At 47.4% G+C, this 19,479-nt stretch carries 14 protein-coding genes and 1 rRNA gene; 14 read left to right on the top strand and 1 reads right to left on the bottom strand.

Annotation, left to right across the window (positions count from 1 at the left end; genetic code table 11):
* Positions 1-176: 176 nt before the first annotated feature.
* The 13 genes from rfbB (at position 177) to ACFVRY_RS25460 (ending at position 17,716) form a co-directional block, all read left to right on the top strand.
* Positions 177-1,199: a dTDP-glucose 4,6-dehydratase gene (gene rfbB / locus ACFVRY_RS25520; RefSeq protein WP_387503085.1), complete on the top strand. Its 1,023-nt coding sequence runs from the start codon at positions 177-179 to the stop codon at positions 1,197-1,199.
* Between the two features lie 29 nt (positions 1,200-1,228).
* Positions 1,229-2,092, top strand: a complete 864-nt coding sequence (rfbD, locus tag ACFVRY_RS25515; RefSeq protein ID WP_387503084.1) for a dTDP-4-dehydrorhamnose reductase — start codon at positions 1,229-1,231, stop codon at positions 2,090-2,092.
* 106 nt (positions 2,093-2,198) lie between these two features.
* Entirely contained in the window at positions 2,199-3,170 is a 972-nt protein-coding gene (locus ACFVRY_RS25510; protein WP_387503083.1) for a glycosyltransferase family 2 protein, read from the top strand.
* A 464-nt stretch (positions 3,171-3,634) separates the two neighbouring features.
* Positions 3,635-5,068, top strand: a complete 1,434-nt coding sequence (locus ACFVRY_RS25505) for a hypothetical protein (RefSeq protein ID WP_387503082.1) — start codon at positions 3,635-3,637, stop codon at positions 5,066-5,068.
* A gap of 111 nt (positions 5,069-5,179) precedes the next feature.
* Entirely contained in the window at positions 5,180-6,127 is a 948-nt protein-coding gene (locus ACFVRY_RS25500) for a glycosyltransferase family 2 protein (protein ID WP_387503240.1), read from the top strand.
* Positions 6,124-7,530, top strand: a complete 1,407-nt coding sequence (locus ACFVRY_RS25495) for an undecaprenyl-phosphate glucose phosphotransferase (RefSeq protein WP_387503081.1) — start codon at positions 6,124-6,126, stop codon at positions 7,528-7,530. The genes ACFVRY_RS25500 and ACFVRY_RS25495 overlap by 4 nt, the downstream gene beginning before the upstream one ends.
* Before the next feature lie 274 nt (positions 7,531-7,804).
* Complete coding sequence (gene pcrB, locus ACFVRY_RS25490) at positions 7,805-8,524, top strand: heptaprenylglyceryl phosphate synthase (protein WP_387503079.1); 720 nt, start codon at positions 7,805-7,807, stop codon at positions 8,522-8,524.
* 62 nt (positions 8,525-8,586) lie between these two features.
* Positions 8,587-10,935, top strand: a complete 2,349-nt coding sequence (gene pcrA, locus ACFVRY_RS25485; protein ID WP_387503078.1) for a DNA helicase PcrA — start codon at positions 8,587-8,589, stop codon at positions 10,933-10,935.
* Between the two features lie 75 nt (positions 10,936-11,010).
* Positions 11,011-13,023, top strand: coding sequence for an NAD-dependent DNA ligase LigA (ligA, locus tag ACFVRY_RS25480; RefSeq protein ID WP_387503077.1), 2,013 nt, complete (start codon positions 11,011-11,013; stop codon positions 13,021-13,023).
* Between the two features lie 142 nt (positions 13,024-13,165).
* Positions 13,166-13,873, top strand: coding sequence for a response regulator transcription factor (locus ACFVRY_RS25475; RefSeq protein WP_387503076.1), 708 nt, complete (start codon positions 13,166-13,168; stop codon positions 13,871-13,873).
* A gap of 19 nt (positions 13,874-13,892) precedes the next feature.
* Positions 13,893-15,002: a sensor histidine kinase gene (locus ACFVRY_RS25470; RefSeq protein ID WP_387503075.1), complete on the top strand. Its 1,110-nt coding sequence runs from the start codon at positions 13,893-13,895 to the stop codon at positions 15,000-15,002.
* 123 nt (positions 15,003-15,125) lie between these two features.
* Positions 15,126-15,800, top strand: coding sequence for a hypothetical protein (locus ACFVRY_RS25465; protein ID WP_387503074.1), 675 nt, complete (start codon positions 15,126-15,128; stop codon positions 15,798-15,800).
* On the top strand, positions 15,779-17,716 hold the full coding sequence (locus ACFVRY_RS25460; protein ID WP_387503072.1) for a transglycosylase domain-containing protein: 1,938 nt from the start codon (positions 15,779-15,781) through the stop codon (positions 17,714-17,716). The genes ACFVRY_RS25465 and ACFVRY_RS25460 overlap by 22 nt, the downstream gene beginning before the upstream one ends.
* 58 nt (positions 17,717-17,774) lie before the next feature.
* On the opposite strand, the gene ACFVRY_RS25455 is transcribed toward ACFVRY_RS25460, so the two are convergent.
* Positions 17,775-19,016: an MFS transporter gene (locus tag ACFVRY_RS25455; RefSeq protein ID WP_387503239.1), complete on the bottom strand. Its 1,242-nt coding sequence runs from the start codon at positions 19,014-19,016 to the stop codon at positions 17,775-17,777.
* A gap of 402 nt (positions 19,017-19,418) precedes the next feature.
* On the opposite strand from ACFVRY_RS25455, the gene ACFVRY_RS25450 reads away from it, so the two are divergent.
* Positions 19,419-19,479 (top strand): 16S ribosomal RNA (locus ACFVRY_RS25450); the annotation flags it as partial.

Raw genomic sequence — 19,479 nt, 5'->3', positions numbered from 1 at the left:
ATGTAATAATTGGGCTTTAGGTAATCAAGTATGATGCATTTTGGATATGGATTACTGGTTGCTTTCTTAAGATAGAAAATTGATTTTTAGCTATCAACACAGTTAGAGTCTTTTTAGTTTAAATTAAAAGCAACCTAACAATATTTTGTTAAAATAAATTAAAGGTAGGTACACACATGAAACTACTCGTTACCGGCGGAGCCGGCTTTATCGGCAGTAATTTTGTAATATACATGCTTAACCAGCATCCGGAATATCAAATTGTTAACGTGGATGCACTGACGTATGCAGGAAACCTGGAGAATCTGAAATCTGTTGAGGGCAACCCGAACTATTCGTTCGTCAAAGCGGATATTACGGATGTCAATGCAATGGATTCATTGTTTAGTCAGGGCGTTGATATAGTTGTTAATTTCGCGGCAGAGTCACATGTAGATAGAAGTATTTTGGAGCCGGATGTCTTTGTGAAAACGAATGTGCTTGGTACACAGGTTCTACTGGACGCAGCGAAAAAATATAGTATCACTAAGTTTGTTCAAGTGTCCACGGATGAGGTATACGGTACGCTGGGAGCTACTGGCTTGTTCACTGAAGAGACTCCGCTAACACCTAATAGTCCGTATTCTGCGAGTAAGGCAGGCGGGGATTTGTTGGTGCGTGCCTACCACGAGACGTTTGGGTTGCCGGTGAACATCACACGTTGTTCGAATAACTATGGTCCTTACCAGTTCCCTGAAAAGTTGATTCCGCTGATGATCTCCCGTGCGCTAGCTGATCAGGCACTACCCGTGTATGGTGACGGTTTGAACATTCGCGATTGGCTGTATGTAGAAGATCATTGCAGTGCAATTGATCTCGTTATTCACGAAGGTGTGAATGGTGAAGTGTACAATATCGGTGGTAACAATGAGCGGACGAATGTGCACATCGTGAATACTGTTCTGCAGGAGCTTGGCAAACCGGACTCCCTGATTACTTATGTGCAGGATCGCCCAGGTCATGACCGTCGTTATGGCATCGATCCTACTAAGATTACCAATGAGTTGGGTTGGAAGCCGAAGCATACCTTTGAAACAGGAATTAAAGAGACGATCCAATGGTACTTAAACAATCGTGAGTGGTGGACCCGTATTCAGTCTGGTGAATACCAAAAGTATGCGGAACTGCAATATGGAAGTCGCTTAGGGGATTCACTGTAGGATCTATAAGTAACTTACGGAGGTTTACAATGAAAGTATTGGTTACAGGTGCTGCAGGACAACTGGGGCAAGATGTTGTTGTATTGCTGCAAAAAGAAGGCCATGAGGTACTTGGTTGCGACCGGAAAGAGCTGGACATCACCGATCTGGAACAAACGGTAAAAGTGATTGGTGCCTTTAACCCTGACGCTGTTATTCATTGCGCAGCTTATACGGCGGTAGACGCTGCAGAGAGCGATGTGGATGGTGCTTATCTTCTTAATGCCACTGGAAGCCGCAATGTAGCTCTTGCATCCGAAAAAGTCAGTGCGAAGTTGGTGTACATCAGCACGGACTATGTTTTTGAAGGACTGGGTTCAGAGCCGTACCATGAATATGATAACACAGCCCCGCGGAGCATTTATGGAAAATCAAAACGGGCTGGAGAAAATTTAGTGCAAAGTTTATCCAGCAAGTATTTTATCGTACGTACGGCTTGGGTATATGGCAAATACGGTAAGAATTTTGTAAAGACCATGCTGAAATTTGGTCAGGAAAAGCCATTACTTAAAGTTGTGGATGATCAGAAAGGTTCGCCGACATACACGGTGGATCTGGCCAGGTTTGTGTTGGAGTTGATCCAGACAGAAAAGTACGGAGTGTATCATGCCACCAACAGTGGGTCTTGTACCTGGTATGAATTTACTCAAGCCATTTTTGAAGACGCGTATGATATTCTGGGGTTGAATTTCACCGCTAAACTCGAGCCTTGCACTACAGAGGAGTTTCCACTGCCTGCGCCTCGGCCACGTAACTCGGTATTAGAGCATCTATCTATTCGCACTAATGGATTTGAAGATATTCGGCATTGGCGTGAAGGATTACGGGATTTCTTGCTTGAGTTAAAAGAATAGCAAATTAAAACTTCCGAACCGACACACGGTGCGGGAGTTTTTTTTATTTTTTAGCTATAATAGAGCAATAGCCTGTGTAGTGAAAAATAAAGATTCGAGGATCCTTATGAATAACAAAACAGTTAGCGTACATATTGTTACTTTTAATAGTGGAGAGGATATCTTAGAATGTCTGGATGCAGTCCTGGTACAGGACTATCCTCTTGAACAAATTGTGGTCATTGATAACGCATCCGAAGATGGAACAGCTGAAAGGGTTAAGGCCTATATCATACAAAGTGGACATAGCAGCCAGGTTAACTCACATAAACGGATACAGCTTATTCAGAATTCGGTTAACAGTGGATTTGCACCTGCGCACAATCAGGCCGTTTCTCTAACCAATACGGATTATGTCCTTGTGCTTAACCCAGATCTAACACTGGCAACTGATTATGTCAGCAGACTGGTTGCAGATATGGAAGTCGAGCCGCAGATCGGGAGTGCAACGGGGAAGCTTTTATTAAAAGCAGAACCTAACCTGGTCGACAGTACGGGTCTCAGGATGAACAGATCACGTCGTGCTTTTGACCGGGGGGCCGGAGAACCAGCTGCAAGCTGGCAAGATTCTGGTCGAGTATTTGGCGTATCGGGTGCCGCTGCGATGTATTCCAGAAGAATGATAGATGATATAAGTATCGACGGAGAGTTTTTTGATGCGGACTTTTTCGCATATAAGGAGGATGTAGATGTAGCCTGGAGGGCGCAATTACTGGGCTGGCAAAGCTACTATGACGCAGAAGCTCTTGGGTATCATGAGCGTGGCTGGAAGACGTTCGGGCGAGGTGGGAAATCGATGTTCATTAGGCGGATATCTTATATTAATAGATATAAGATGATGTATAAAAATGAACACAGCCGCACCTTGCTGGTAACCTTGCTCATATCATTGCCTTACGAGATTGCTGCGCATGGGTATATGCTTCTAAGAGAACCGGGATTGTTTCAAGCGTGGAAGTCTTTTTTTAAGCAGTTGCCTAACCTGAGAAAGAAACGGATGGTTGTACAAGGTAAGATTGTAGCCCGTGAACGGAGCTAAATAGTATCAAGCCTTCAGAACTCAAAAAAATTAACTGAGGGAAAGTCCTTGTAAAGGATGCGCCGTTCATTGAGATTCTGTGGTATACTATTTGTCGATAGATTGCTATATTTGTCAGAAAATCTATAAAGTTGAGTATCTGAGGGGATTGAATTGTAGTAAAGCTTGTAAATTATAAAACACTCCAAGCATTAATGTGTGTTCTGGGAGTTGGAAAAAGTTTATCTGCATAACACAAAAAGAAAAGAGGGTGTTTTGTTTAATTTACCCCAAAAAGTTCTAATTCTAGAATCCAATGATTGAAGACCTCGTTCAAAGCAATATCCGAGTGAATTTATGGTATGGAAATCCTGTTAAATTCAGGCGGTGCCGGTTTCGTTATTTATAAACTCCTAATTGTATTTTTAGATATTGGGAGTCTTCTTTGAGAACAGATTATTTTTTAAGTGGGTGGAGGGCGTTTTATGCTTAAGCATGCAAAATGGTTGAATTTTATTTTTGCATTTTTAGTGATCTGGTTGTATAGCATACATATAGATATTCAAAACTTTGTTTATGATTCTTCGATGTATTGGGAGTCAGGAAGTCTATTTTCGAATAGCGGAACTTTTTCTTGGTTAACATACGATCAGCCACTACGGGGATACATACTGCCTTTCCTTAGTTACCTTTGCATGGCAACGGCTAAAGTATTTGGAGTGAGTGCTCTCTCTATTTTCAAGCTGGCTTCAGCTCTGTTTTATTCTTTTTTTCTAGCTGTTTTGATTCCAAGTTTATATGAAAAGTTAACAGGATCAAAATTGAAATTAATTCAAATCTTTTGTTTTTTTGTGTTAGTGTTTTATTTTTGGCGAGGTTATTTTCTGTATCCACTTAGTGACTTCGTTAGTTTATTCTTTGTATTAGTAACGGTATATGCACTTATTTCGTTTTTTGAAAATAGGAAATTTCAGATTAGAATCTTTTGTGTTTTGCTAGCAGGAATCTTTCTTGCATTGTCAACGTTAGCCAGACCGTCTTATCAAATTATTATTTTGCCTATGATAATTTTCGTTATTGTATACTCTTTGTTAAAAAAGATTCAAAAAAGGAAGATTTTTTTATTTGTTGTTGCTATGACACTTGGAATGAGCATTGGTTACTCTCCTCAAATCTATATAAATCAAAAAAACTACGGAGTACTAAGTCCGTTCGTACAGACAGATTTAGTATTCAAAGATAACTTGTTTGTTAATCAACTTTTATGGGGATTATACATGCAAAAGTATGAATCAAACACCAATTTAGATAGTTATCCTAGTGCAGGGGTTTATTTCTATGATCAGCAAGGAATTAACTTGTTAGATAAAGAAAAAATAATTGACTATCAAAATAAAGGGTTTGCTTTACAGAAAGAATTTACGATGAGTTCGTATGTGGGTTTAATAATGAAATACCCATTAGATATGATTACAATCTATACCCGGCATATTTTTAATGGATTAGACTTAATGCATCATTCTGTTTACTTGACAGATGTCTATAAGAATAGAATTCTATTCAGCTTTTTAAATTATACTTCTTGGTTTGTTTCTCTTGTTGCTATGATAAGGATATTTTGTAATAGAGCTCTGCTAAAAAGGAAACATTTTGAGTTAGTATTAATTGTTATGACTATTTTGCCATCTGTTCTATCAATACCTGGTGCAATTGAGAGTAGATTTTTTCTACCAATATTCCTTCTAAATTATGTTATTCTTTCATATTATCTTTTAAGTCATCAATTTACCTTACAAAGTGTAAAGATAGTTTCTTTAAAATATGCAATTCCATATGTATTATTTTTGTTAATATGTTTTACATGGTCTAGTATGACTTTTGGAGAATTATCTCAAGGGCACTATCTATTTAACAATTAAACTCACTTTATGCAAAACCTCCCTGACAAGGCCAAGCCTTTCTTGGAGGTTTTGTGTTATACTATTTGTCGAGAGATTACTATATTTGTCAGGAGAGTAATAGAATTGAGTGTGGATGTAAGTATATTGATAGTCAATTACAACACCTGCCGCCTGACGATGGACTGTCTAAGGTCGGTATATGACTCGGAGACGAACTTTTCCTATGAGATTATTTTAATAGACAATAATTCCTATGATGAATCCGTAGAGACCATTAGTAGAGAGTTCCCGAATGTCACCTTGATAGCTAATCGGGAGAATACAGGGTTCGCTCGGGCCAATAATCAGGGGATGGAGATTGCTTCCGGACGTTTTGTACTGTTGCTGAATTCCGATACGGTTGTGCGTAAAGATACGCTGGAGACGATGATTTCCTTCATGGACAGCCGCCCGGATGTTGGGGCTTCTGGCTGCAAAATCATTTTACCCGACGGATCGCTAGACAAGGCCTGCAAACGGGGCTTCCCTACACCTTCGGCCTCCTTTTATTACGCCTTTGGTTTCAGCAAGCTATTCCCGAATAACCCCCGCTTCAATGGCTACCAGTTGGGTTATCTGGACCCGGATAAGAATTACCCTGTCGATTGCCTGGTTGGCGCGTTCATGCTGCTCCGGCGGGAGACGATCGAACATGTCGGTGGTCTGGATGAAGAGTTCTTTATGTACGGGGAGGACTTGGACTGGTGTTACCGCATTAAGGCAGCGGGGTGGAAAATTTACTACTACTCGCAGACTTCTATTATCCATCTTAAAGGCGGTAGCGCACGTCGCAGGCCCTTCAAGATTGTGTATGAATTCCATCGGGCAATGATTTTATTTCATCGTAAGCATTATCGCCAGCAGTACAACATTATGATTAATGGAATGGTCTATGCCGGAGTGGGTCTCAAATTTGTTTTATCCCTGGTGCGGAACGCTATGATATCACCCAGAAAAGTACCTCTTCCAGCTCAGAGTCTGTCGGCTTCCGGCGATGCCGGTACACGCACCGAATCGAAAGCTGAGGTGAGATTATGATTCGCCGTAATCAACAATTTTTAACGCAAATGTATATGGTCGCGGATTTTCTCGTTATCCAAATGTCTTTTCTTGCAGCTTGGTGGTTGAAATTCAAGAGCGGCTGGATGGAATATGAGAACCCGCTGCCTGTAGAGTCTTATGCTTATTGGAGCATGATCTATGGCGGTATAGCCGTATTGATTGGAATTTTAATGTCATTTTATTTACCTAAGCGCAAGAAGCGTTTTGTCGATGAATTTATGAAGATTTTCCAAGTGCATGTAATGGCGATTTTTATCTTGCTTGGTCTCATGTTCTTCGTAAAAGAAATTAATATTTCGCGTGCTTACCTAGCACTCTACATGAGCTTTAATCTGCTCTCAATAATGTTGTATCGCTACGTAGTCAAATCCATGCTTAAATCGATCCGCGAAAAAGGCTTCAATCGTCAATACGTACTTATTCTAGGAGCCGGTACACTCGGTAAAAGATTCTACAATAACCTGGAGCAATACCCTGAACTGGGATACGAAGCTATAGGGTTTCTGGATGATTACCATACTTGGGACGGAATCGAGGAACAACGCTATAAGCCTATCTTGGGGACGATTGACCAGTTATCTGGGATGCTGGAGATGATGCCAGTGGATGAAGTGATTCTGGCGCTACCGCTGGATGCCCACTCGAAGTATCCTTCGATCATTGCCGCTTGTGAAAAAGCGGGTGTGCGCACACTCATCATCCCCGATTTCTTCGATTATTTGCCGGCACGGCCATACTTCGATAATTTTGCAGGCATGCCGATGATCAATGTGCGGGATATTCCGCTGGATATGGCAGGCAACAAGCTAGCCAAGCGGATGTTTGACATCGTATTCTCGCTGTTTGCGATTCTGATGATGCTCCCTGTAATGCTGATTGTTGCGCTAGGTGTGCGACTCACCTCGCCAGGTCCGGTTATTTTTAAGCAGGAGCGGGTGGGGCTGAATCGCCGCAACTTTATGATGTACAAGTTCCGCTCCATGAAGATGCAGGTAGATACCGGAGAAGATACGGGCTGGAGCACACGTGAAGATCCGCGCAGAACCAGATTCGGTACCTTTATCCGCAAAACCAGTCTGGATGAACTGCCACAGTTCTTCAATGTGCTGCTGGGTCATATGAGTGTTGTGGGTCCGCGCCCAGAGCGGCCATTTTATGTACAGCAGTTCCGCGACGAGATTCCGAAGTATATGGTGAAGCATCATGTGCGTCCGGGAATTACGGGCTGGGCACAGAGTAATGGATTGCGTGGCGACACCTCGATCGAGGAACGTATCAAGCATGATATTTTCTATATTGAGAATTGGTCACTGCTGTTTGACATTCGGATTATATTTAAGACGATTCGTAACGGATTTATGAATAAGAATGCCTACTAAACCAAACTGTCTGATGAACGTATGAGAGATACCCCGTTTTGCCTCCGGCAAAGCGGGGTATTGTGTTTTGTTCCCGAGAATGATCTGAACCGGATCAAGGGACTGCGCAGCAGTCTGTAGTCTTCTATATGGTAAAAAAGCGAAAAAATGTTCGTATTTTTTACCCGCTTTAAATTGACACCCCCCTTCCCGCTGGCATAGACTAGAGTTATATCTTTAGCGGAGGCAGGGGGGATTTTGCCCTGCCTAAATGACTGATGAGGGATGGAAGAACATGAGAGCAGTGCAGCAGATGGTCAAGCCGTGGCGGCATGTATTCAAGCTGGATCCGGACCGTGAGCTGGGTGATGGAGAGCTGGAGGCATTATGTTTGTCGGGAACGGATGCCATAATGGTAGGCGGCTCCTCAGGGGTCACTTATGAGAATACTGTGGACTTAATGTCCAGAATCAGACGCTACGCGCTGCCAGTGGCCCTGGAGGTGTCGGATCTGGAAGCGGCAGTCCCGGGGTTTGATCTGTATATGATCCCTATGGTGCTTAATACGCCGGACCCGACATGGATCGTGGGCCATCACCGCCGGGCGATTGAACGCTACGGCTACTTGATCCCCTGGGACATGCTGCTGACTGAGGGGTACATTGTGCTGAACGACAATTCTACTGTGGCTAGGCTTACAGGCGCTGATACGGATCTTCAAGCTGAAGAGGCTGCAGCCTACGCGCAGGTTGCGGACAAGCTGATGTCTCTGCCTGTGGTGTACCTGGAGTATAGTGGCAGATTCGGAGAGGTGGAAACTGTGCGGACCGTACGGGAGTCCGTGGAGCATAGCCAACTTTTTTATGGCGGGGGGATTACTTCCGAAGCGGAGGCTGTGCAGATGGCAGCGCTATGTGATACGGTTGTGGTCGGCAATATCATCTATCAGGATTTACAGCAGGCACTGCTGACGGTTCAGGCGGTAAAGAATACACAGCAAATGCACTTTGAATAGTTTTTATAGAGAACTACTTCAATGGTGTAATTCATATGAATGAAGAAAGGAGCATGTTATACATGCAACCTGTTAACATACAAGAAGCCGTTAGCCGGCTCAATCCTCCGCAGCGACAGGCTGTGGAGGCTACTGAAGGTCCACTGCTGATCATGGCCGGCGCGGGTAGTGGCAAGACGCGGGTGCTGACGCATCGAATCGCTTGGCTGATTGCGAACCGCAAGGCGCCGCCTTGGGCGATTTTGGCCATCACATTTACGAATAAAGCAGCGCGTGAGATGCAGGAGCGTGTATCCAAGCTTGTCGGGCCGGAGGGCCGCGACATTTGGGTCTCAACCTTCCACTCCATGTGTGTACGGATTTTACGGAAGGATATCGAGCGGATCGGCTTTACTTCTAATTTCTCTATTCTGGATTCCACGGACCAGTTGTCCGTAATCCGTAACTGTATGAAGGAACTGAACATCGACACGAAGAAGTTCGAGCCGAAGGCCGTTCAGTCTGTGATCAGTACGGCGAAGAATGAGCTGGTAACCCCGGCCCAGTATGAGCAGAAGGTCGGCGATTATTTTGAAGGGCTGATTGCCAAGGTCTATACCATGTACCAGAAGCGGCTGAAGAGTAACAACTCTCTGGATTTTGATGATCTGATCATGGCTACGATTCAGTTGTTCAAGGAAGTACCGGAGGTTCTGGATTTTTATCAGAAGAAATTCAAGTACATTCATGTGGACGAGTATCAGGATACGAACCGTGCGCAGTACATGCTGTGCCGGATGCTGGCTGACAGCCATCACCGGATTTGTGTAGTCGGTGACAGTGATCAGTCGATTTATCGCTGGCGCGGAGCGGATATCAGCAACATCCTTAATTTTGAAGAGGATTATCCTGAAGCCAAAACCATCCTGCTGGAGCAGAACTATCGTTCCACCTCCAATATTTTGAATGCGGCCAATGGCGTCATTGCGCTCAATACCGGACGCAAGCCCAAGAAGCTGTGGACAGACTCTGATGAAGGTGCGAAGATTCAGGTTTATCGCGGGGATTCTGAGCATGATGAGGGGTATTTTGTCACCGGAGAAATCAGCAAGAATGTGAAAACAGGTCAGGCGTATCAAAATCACGCCATTCTGTATCGGACGAACGCGCAGTCCCGGGTTATCGAGGAAATTCTGATCAAGTCGGATATTCCCTACCAGATCGTGGGCGGCATCAAGTTCTACGACCGTAAAGAAATCAAAGACATTTTGGGGTATCTGCGCCTGCTGTCTAATCCGGATGATGATATCAGCTTGACGCGGATTATCAACGTGCCGAAGCGCGGGCTAGGCGATACGACCGTTGGTAAGCTTGCCGTAGCTGCAGCCGAACGGGGGGTATCCATCTTCCGTGTCCTGGAGACTGTGGATGATCTGGGCTTTGCCGGACGCACCCGTAATGCCCTGGTGGAGTTCTACGACATGATCGAAGCGCTGCACCGGATGGTGGAGTTCCTGTCGGTGACTGAATTGACCGAGAAAGTTCTGGAATTGTCACAATATCGCTTGGAGCTGCAAAATGAGAACACGCTTGAATCCCGCTCCAGACTGGAGAATATCGACGAGTTCTTGTCTGTAACCATGGAGTTTGAGAAAAATAATGAGGACAAGTCGCTCGTCTCCTTCCTGACAGACCTTGCGCTAATCGCGGACATTGATAGTATGAATGACGAAGAGGAAGATCGCAGCGATGCGGTGGTGCTGATGACGATGCACAGTGCCAAGGGTCTGGAGTTCCCGACAGTGTTCATTGTCGGGATGGAGGAAGGGGTCTTCCCGCACAGCCGGGCCTTCCAGGACAATGATGAACTGGAAGAGGAGCGACGGCTTGCCTATGTCGGCATTACCCGCGCCGAGAAACAACTGTTTCTCTCCTGTGCGCGGGTGCGCACGCTCTTCGGACGGACGACGGCTAACCCGCCGTCCCGCTTCTTGGAGGAGATTCCGGAGGAGCTGAAGGAAGACACCGCCCCTGCCCACGACCGATTCCGCCGCGGCGGGTCGGAAGTGGGCGGAGCCTATGGCGGCCGCGGCTTTGCCAGCGGCGGCCGGGGCAATTTCGGCGGCCGAGGCGGGGCCGCCGGGTCTACGCCGAATGCCGCAGGCTTCGGCGGAAGCACGGCCACGGCCGCAGCTGGCCAGGGCCGCGTGTCCGTGACCTCCGGCGGGGCGAAGCCCGCAGCCGGAGCAGGATCTTCAGCGTCCGCCGATTTCAAGGCGGGCGACAAGGTATCCCACGGCAAATGGGGCATAGGCACCATTGTGTCCGTCAAAGGCACCGGCAACGATACGGAGCTGCAGATTGCTTTTCCGGCGCCGGTGGGCGTGAAGCGGCTACTAGCCGGATTTGCACCGATCGCCAAGGTGGAATAGTTCGGCTACGACTAACGATTGTCTTTTTAGACGACGCTAATCGTAGGACACTTATTGACGGAGGGATATACCTGTATGGATGTTATGCATACAATGGAAGAGCTCGTAGCAGAGCTTCACAAATATAACTATCATTATTACACGCTCGACACGCCGCTTGTCAGCGACAAAGAATACGATGTTCTCTATGACAAACTAGTAGCGCTGGAGGCGGAGAGCGGTATTGTGCTTCCTCATTCACCAACACAGCGGGTGGGTGGAGAATTGCTTAAGGGCTTTACGCCCCATCGCCATTTGGCCCCCTTGTGGAGTTTGGATAAAGCGCAGAATATTGAACAGCTGCGGAGCTGGAATTCCCGCGTACTGAAGCTGGTCAATGATTATAATACCAAGAACCCGGAGACCCCATTGCCAGAGCCATGTTATGCCGTTGAGCTCAAATTTGACGGGCTGACGCTGAACCTGACGTACCGGAATGGTGTGCTGGAGCAGGCTGCGACGCGCGGCAATGGGGTGACAGGCGAGGGCATCCTGGCCCAAGTGAAGACGATTAAGTCTGTTCCGCTGACCATTCCGTTCAAAGAAGGTCTGATTGAAGTACAGGGAGAGGGAATTATGAATCTCTCAGTGCTGGCGGATTATAATACCCGGGCAGCCGATCCGTTGAAGAACGCGCGTAACGGCGCGGCCGGTGCGCTACGGAATTTGAATCCTAAGACGACAGCTGAGCGGCGGCTCAACGCCTTTTTCTACAATATAGGCTACTCAGAGGGTGTGCAGTTTAGCGATCATCAGGAGATGATGGATTTCCTGCGGAATAATCAGTTCAAGGTGAACCCTTATCTGACTTACTACGATAAATTTGAAGATGTGACTGAGCAACTGGCGGAGATTGAAGAGAAACGCTCCTCCCTGGATTACCTCATAGATGGAGCGGTGATCAAGGTTACGGATTTCCGGATTCGGGAAGCTCTCGGTTATACGGACAAGTTTCCACGTTGGGCAGTCGCCTACAAGTTCGAGGCAGAAGAGACGACGACGATTCTGGAATCCGTTAGCTGGAATGTGGGACGGACAGGCAAAGTCACGCCGCTGGCGCGAGTTGAGGCTGTTGAACTGGCCGGGGTTACTGTCCAGAACTGTACACTGAACAACGTGGGGGATATCGAGCGGAAGAACCTGAAGCATGCGCTGGGCACAAGAGTCTTCATTCGTCGTTCCAATGATGTGATCCCGGAGATTCTGGGCAAAGTGACTGAGGAGAGTGACGGCGAGGAGATTATTTTCCCGGACAAATGCCCTGCTTGTGGGTTCCCGCTGGAAATGCGCGGTGCGCATCTCTTCTGCAACAACAAGCTGGACTGCAAGCCGCAGATCGTCAGCCGGATTACGCATTTTGCTTCACGGGACGCCATGGACATTGAGACCTTCAGCGAGAAGACGGCAGGACAACTCTTTGAAGAGCTAAGTGTCCGCGAGCCGGCCGATCTCTATCAGCTAACCTTTGAGCAACTGGTGGAGCTGGAGCGTTTTGGCGAGAAAAAGGCACGCAATCTCCTTCAGGCACTGGAAGACAGTAAGGGACGGGATTTGGCCTCCTTCCTGTACGCGCTGGGTATCCCTAACACAGGGAAGGCCACGACTCGTACATTGGCGGACCACTTCCGCGATTTGGGAGCAGTGATGAGGGCGACAGCCGAGGAACTCGCTGAACTGCCGGATATTGGCGGTATTGTGGCCGAGAGCATCGTAGGATTCTTTGCTGATCCGTTCGTAGTGACAGGGATTGACCGCATGCTGGCGCTAGGCGTCGAGGCCAAGGCTCCGGAAGCACCGCGTCCAGTAAGTACGGATTCCTTCTTCAGCGGCAAAACCGTTGTCCTTACGGGTACATTGCATAAGCTGACGCGCGAGGAAGCGGCGGAACGTCTGGAAGCGCTGGGAGCGAAGGTAACCGGCAGTGTCTCCAAGAAGACGGACCTGGTCATTGCCGGCGAGAAGGCAGGCAGCAAACTGGCCAAAGCACAGCAACTCGGTATTCAGGTCATTGAGGACGAGGAAGAACTGATTCGGTTGTTGGAGGGCTAAAAGCATAGTGGAATAAGCGCTGCGGCCCAGGCCCAGCATAATATTATAGATCCCGGTTAATTTGCATAGGCGAATTGGTCGGGATCTTTTGTTAGAATAAGGAAGGAACGTTAACAAAAGAACTGGAAAGGATGTTCTTTCGGTGAGACCTGAAACGATACTGCTGGTAGACGATGAGAAAGAGATCGTGGACCTGCTGGATATTTATTTTCGCAACGAGGGATACCGGCTGCTCAAGGCTTATGATGGACTGGAGGCACTGGAGTGCCTGAACAATGAAGAGGTGGATCTCATTATTCTGGATGTGATGATGCCGAAGCTGGATGGCGTCGCTGCCTGTATGAAAATACGTGAGGAACGGAACATGCCGATTATTATGTTGTCCGCGAAAAATAGCGATATGGACAAAATTGCCGGACTCAGCATCGGGGCGGATGACTATGTGGGCAAGCCCTTTAACCCGCTGGAGCTGGTTGCCCGGGCCAAATCACAGCTGCGTCGTTACCATAAACTGAACACAGGCGGTCTTACGCGCCGGAATGAGAATGAACTGGTGTTTGAGGATTTGATCATTGATACCGCCAAACATGAAGTTAGTGTGGATCGCCGTAAAGTAAAGCTTACACCCCGGGAATTTGCCATTCTGGAGCTGTTAGCGAGGCATCAGGGTCAGGTGCTCAGCATGGAACAGATTTACCGTAACCTCTGGAATGAGCCTTTTCTTGATGGAGGCAATACAGTAATGGTGCATATTCGCAATATCCGTGAAAAAATCGAGCTGGACCCCAAGCAGCCCCGTTATGTACAGACCGTATGGGGTATTGGCTACAAACTGGACGGGCCGTCCTGAACGCCGGAGGTGATTAATTTTGAACTCCAAATATATCAGTACCATCCGCTGGAAGTTTATATGGGCTTTCCTGCTAAGCGTATTCTCGGGCGGTATCCTGCTTGCGGCATGCTATCAGTTGGTGAACTCTATGGTGTATTTGAATCCAGCCCCGCCTTCTGCACCTTATTCTTTGATTCTGAAATGGATTATTAACCATATCGGTTCAGCTCCGCTTATGGCTGCGGCTGGAATCATTAGCTTTTTGCTATTCTTTTTCATCTATACCCGTAAAATCATTTCCTACCTCGAGGAGATCACCAAAGGGATTCAACAAATCACCAAACTAGGGGAGTCACACCGAATTGAAGTCCGGTCAGGGGATGAACTGGGTGTACTAGCTGAGAACATCAACATTATGTCTGATCGGCTTCAACATTCCTTATTGGAAGAGCGGAAAGCGGTCACTGCCAAAAACGAGTTGATTACAGGTGTATCTCACGATCTCCGCACTCCGTTAACCTCTGTGTTAGGTTATCTGGAATACATTGAACAGGACCGCTGCCGGGATGAGACAGAAATGCGCTATTACGTGGGTATTGCTTACCAGAAATCGCTGGTGCTCAGAAAGCTGATTGATGATCTCTTTGAATACACACGGGTGAACAGTGGCGGTTTACCGTTTGTACTGGCGCCTCTGGATCTCAAAGCGTTCATGCGGCAGCTTGCAGAGGAAGCTGTTCCCGCACTGACTGCGGCTGGTATGACGTATGAAATTGAAGACCACACCGAATCGTTATGGGTTCAGGGGGCTCCGTATGAGCTGGTTCGTGCTTTTGATAATCTGATCACCAATGCGATCCGTTATGGTCGTGACGGAAAGAAGCTGGAGGTTGGCCTGAGCCGGGAGGGAGACGAAGCTGTGGTGTGGGTCAGCAATTTCGGAGAAAGGATAGCGGAAGGCGATCTTCCGTATATCTTTGAACGTTTTTATCGGGCGGAGCGCTCTCGTTCACAGCACACCGGAGGTTCCGGGTTGGGACTGGCGATTGCCAAGGGAATTATTGAACTGCACGGCGGTGTCATTTTGGCCGTGAGCGACAGACAACGTACGGACTTTATCGTCCGGCTCCCGCTCTCACAACTGTAGCTTTTGATGCTTTCCCTCTTGTTTCTTCAGAAAATCTTAAGGAGTTTTGGAGCCATTCTTAAGATTTCCTCCTTATCCTTGTGTCAGAGGGGGATTATCTCCTTCTGGAAGGAGGGATTGGCATTGATGAAGCGGCGTACCGTAAGAGTGGGGTATCTATATATTTTTGGCGGAAGCACACTCTGGAGTGCTGCTTTTCTTTTCGTATTATACCGACTGTTCGTATGGATGTATTCCCGTCACAGCCCGGATTCGGGCGATTTAGTTGTGACGCTGGCTCACTGGATTATCAATCATATTGGAAAAGCTCCCTTTACCTCCGTACTATTTGTACTGGTGTTCTCGGGGTTCTTTTTGCTGCGCTCGCAGAAGCCGGCACAAGATATGCAATCACTGCTGCAGGCAGCGGAGAAACTTGCCTATCACGGTTCTTTCACGGAACTGAAGGTGTTGTCCGCCGGGGAACTGCAAGCATTAGCCGGACATCTGGAGCGGATTAACAGCAATAGGAGAGTTGTAGGCATGCAACATAAAGCGCAAAAGGGAGAAGCTCCAATAGAGCTGTCAGCAGCAGTTGCAGGGGATTTGGATTCTAGCCGGACTTCTGGTTCGTCCCCGGTACTGGATAACGAAGATGCTATGGTCTTGATCCTCAGAGTTAAAGCTACACTTCGTTATCTTCATGAAGCGGAAGCTGCGGGGGAAGATAGCAATGCTATGCTTCACCTTCTCGTAAATGCCAGGCAGGAAGCAACCGGAATGGAGCAGGCGTTGGAGTGCCTGATTACAGGGTCATGAGCAGTCCACTGGAGAGGCGACCCCATGAGAACTTCTATAGAAGGATTCATTGGTCTAATATGCGTGACAGGGTCTTGCGCATCCTGTATACGTTGTTTGATCTTGGAGTAATCGTCGTCATGCTAATGTTAGCTGGTCTTGTGTACATTCATGAATATGGAAGCACCATAGTCAGTCGTTATCCTGACAAGTTGGTTTTACCGGAGTCTAGTGTAATGCTGGCTTCAGATGGATCCTTATTACGCAAAGTCCCTATGCCAGGGTCCGGCTATAGGACCTCTCTGCAACTTACTGAGATGCCAAAGCTATTAACAGCTACGTTTCTAGCAGTGGAGGACCGTCGCTTTTATACGCATGAGGGGCTGGACTACAAGGGAATACTGCGGGCACTGGTAACAAATGCAGCGAATATGGAAATTTCCGAAGGGGGGAGCAGCATCACCCAGCAGCTGGCCCGGAACCTGTATCTGAACAGAGATAAGAATCTCTTGCGTAAGGTGAACGAGGCGTCTATCGCCTTGGAGCTGGAGCGGCGTTTATCTAAAAGTGAGATTCTGGAGTTGTATCTCAACCAGTTGTACATGGGGCGAGGTCAGTATGGAATCAGGGCCGCAGCTGAGCGGTATTTTGGCATTACCGATCTGCATAAGCTGGAGATTTGGCAAATTGCTACGCTTGCAGCGATTCCTAAAGGACCTTCTATCTACAATCCTGTGGATGATCCCGAACGATCTGCCGAAAGACGTGGGCTTGTTCTGCACATCATGGAGCAGCGAGGCTTGATATCTATTGCCCAGATGAATGCCGCGCTACTTCAGGAATATCAGGCTCTACCGATGGAACCGCAGCAGCTTTCGGCTGCTGGAATATCGTATGGCGATGCCGCGCTCCAGGAAGCGTCCAGGCTGACTGGCAAATCCAGAGAAGAACTGCAGAGTGGTGGTTATACGATTGTTACAGCCATGAATGTGCAGGCCCAGAGCGAGCTGGAGAAGGCCTTTTTGCAGCCCGCTTCTTTTCCTCCGGATGGGAAGGACCGGCAAGTGGAGTCGGCTATGGTGATTATGGATCATCGTAATGGTGAGGTTGTAGCGCTTATGGGAGGGCGGGAGCCTAAGGAAGGGGGGCTGAATAGAGCTATTATGGATGCCAGACAGCCGGGGTCTTCTTTTAAACCAATCATTGATTACGGACCTGCGCTGGAAAGTGGGAAATTCACTCCTGATAGTCTGCTGTCTGATCAGCGGGCGGCCTACGGGAACTATCAACCCGAGAATCTGAACGGGGACTATCGTGGACAGGTAACTATGCAGACAGCAATCAAACAGTCTATCAATGCGCCAGCGGTTTGGCTGCTGCAACAGGTAGGCATAGGTCAGGCGCGTAAGTTTGCAGCCAGGCTGGGTATTGAATTAACTGAGGAAGACAATAATCTCGCAATCGCACTCGGTGGTCTGCATAAAGGCGTTTCTCCGCTAAAAATGGCTCAAGCCTACAGTGTGTTCGCAAACGGAGGTAAGTTCAATGAGGGTCATCTGGTACGGATGGTGAAGAATGCCCGCGGAGAAGTCATCTATAAGGTCACGTCATCTTCAGCTCAGGTGATTTCTCCGGTTACAGCAGACAGGATGACTGTAATGCTTCGGAGTGTAGTTAATGAAGGTACCGGAAAAAAGGCTCAGATGAACACTCCAGTTGCAGGGAAAACCGGGACGACCCAATTGGATCTGCCCGGGGTGAGCCGTAAGGGTAATCGGGATCTTTGGTTTGTCGGGTATACTCCGGAATGGACCGGAGCGGTATGGATCGGTTTTGACCGGACGGATGAGCGTAATTATATGACGGCTGGTAGTGGGACGGCGGCAGCGCTCTTCTCTAAGGTAATGACTCAAGCTTTGGCGAAGGCTGGAAAATAAAAAAGCTCATCTGTCCTCCAAAAAGAGAACGGATGAGCTACCTACCAGGACAGGGGCCTTACTCGGCCGCCCATTCCTCCAACTTGTTGTCCCCTGGGAGTAATAGTGCCAACAATCCGAGCAGAGGCAGAAATCCGCAGGCCACAAATACTTTTGTAATGCCGATAACATCAATGAGATTGCCAATCACGAGTGACCCGATACCACCAAGCCCAAACGCAAGTCCGGTGATCAGCCCTGACACGGTTCCGATATTGCCGGGATACAGCATCTGTGCATAAATGACGGTAACCGAGAAGCTGGACAGAAGTACGAAGCCGCCAATCAGCAGCAGCACTGCAGCCCAGAAGTGACTGACGAAGGGCAGCGCCAATGCAAAGGGAACCGTACCTACCATAGAAAAGAGAATCAGGTTACGCCGCCCGAAACGGTCTGCCAGCGGTCCGCCGAAGAATGTGCCTACAGCACCGGCTGCCAGGTACATAAAGATATATACTTGTGCACTATCCAGGGACATCCGGTATTTATCCATTAAGTAGAATGCATAATAACTGCCGATGGAAGCCCCGTACCAGGATCTTACGAACACCAGGAAGACAAGTATAATAGTTGCATTCCGAATGCTTTTTCGCCTTGCGGGGTCCATTAGCTTGGCCGCCGTCTTTTTACGGAAGGTATATCCGGAATCAAGCATTTCGCGATACCAGCGAGCTACATAGGTCTGCACGGCGATTCCTGCGGCAGCAACGATGGTGAAGCCAAGTGCGCCTATTTGCCCGAAAGGAATGAAAATCCACTTCGTCAGCATGGGTCCGAGCGATTGCCCGGCATTCCCTCCTACCTGAAAAATAGACTGGGATAGTCCTTTGCGAAGCCCTGCGGCCATATGGGCAACACGCATGCCTTCCGGGTGAAAGGCAGCCGATCCGAATCCGACAAGCACAACGGAAAATAGCACGAGCACATAATTGTTGGCATAAGCCAGCAAAAAGACCCCGGCAAAAGTACAGCACATCCCCAGCGGGAGCAGAATCGGCCGCGGCTTGCGATCGGCGGCATAGCCGATAACAGGCTGTATGACCGAGGAAGTTACATTCAAGGCAAACGAAATCCAGCCAATCTGAGCAAAGGAAAGCAGCAGGTTGTCTTTGAGAATCGGGAAAATCGCCGGAATGACTGCTTGAATAGAATCGTTAAACAAATGAACAAAACTGACAGCGAGTAGGATGCGGTAAATCGTGGCCTGTTGCGTATTGCGCTGCTCCGCAGTAGGGGCAGCGGTTGTTGAGTTGTTCTTCATCATGGCTCCTCTCCGTATGTGTGCTAGGATTCTTTTTTAATGTTTACGATAGATCCTATTTTAGCCATATGAAATGGAATATGGGAAACAATTTGTGCTGTAAGGGTGGGAAATATACGTGTAATAGATTATTTTCAAAAAAAGTATTGCAATCATGGGATCCGCATGGTATATTATCTCTTGTGCTTATGAGACATCGCCTAACGGAAACGAGGGTGTTGAAAAAATAAGTTGACAAGAAATAAAGAAACATGATAAGATATAATTCCTGTGCAAGACAAACTAAATGAATTGCCGGGAAACAAGTTCTTTGAAAACTGAACAAATGGAACACGTTGATTTAACAAGATTCATTTAATGAATCGTCAGTTTCAAAATGAGCAATCGCTCTTTCTAAATACCAATTTGGAGAGTTTGATCCTGGCTCAGGACGAACGCTGGCGGCGTGCCTAATACATGCAAG

Source organism: Paenibacillus sp. NPDC057934 (genome assembly GCF_042887565.1).
Classification (GTDB): Bacteria; Bacillota; Bacilli; order Paenibacillales; family Paenibacillaceae; genus Paenibacillus_AQ.
This window is presented reverse-complemented; position numbering and strand designations above follow the sequence as displayed.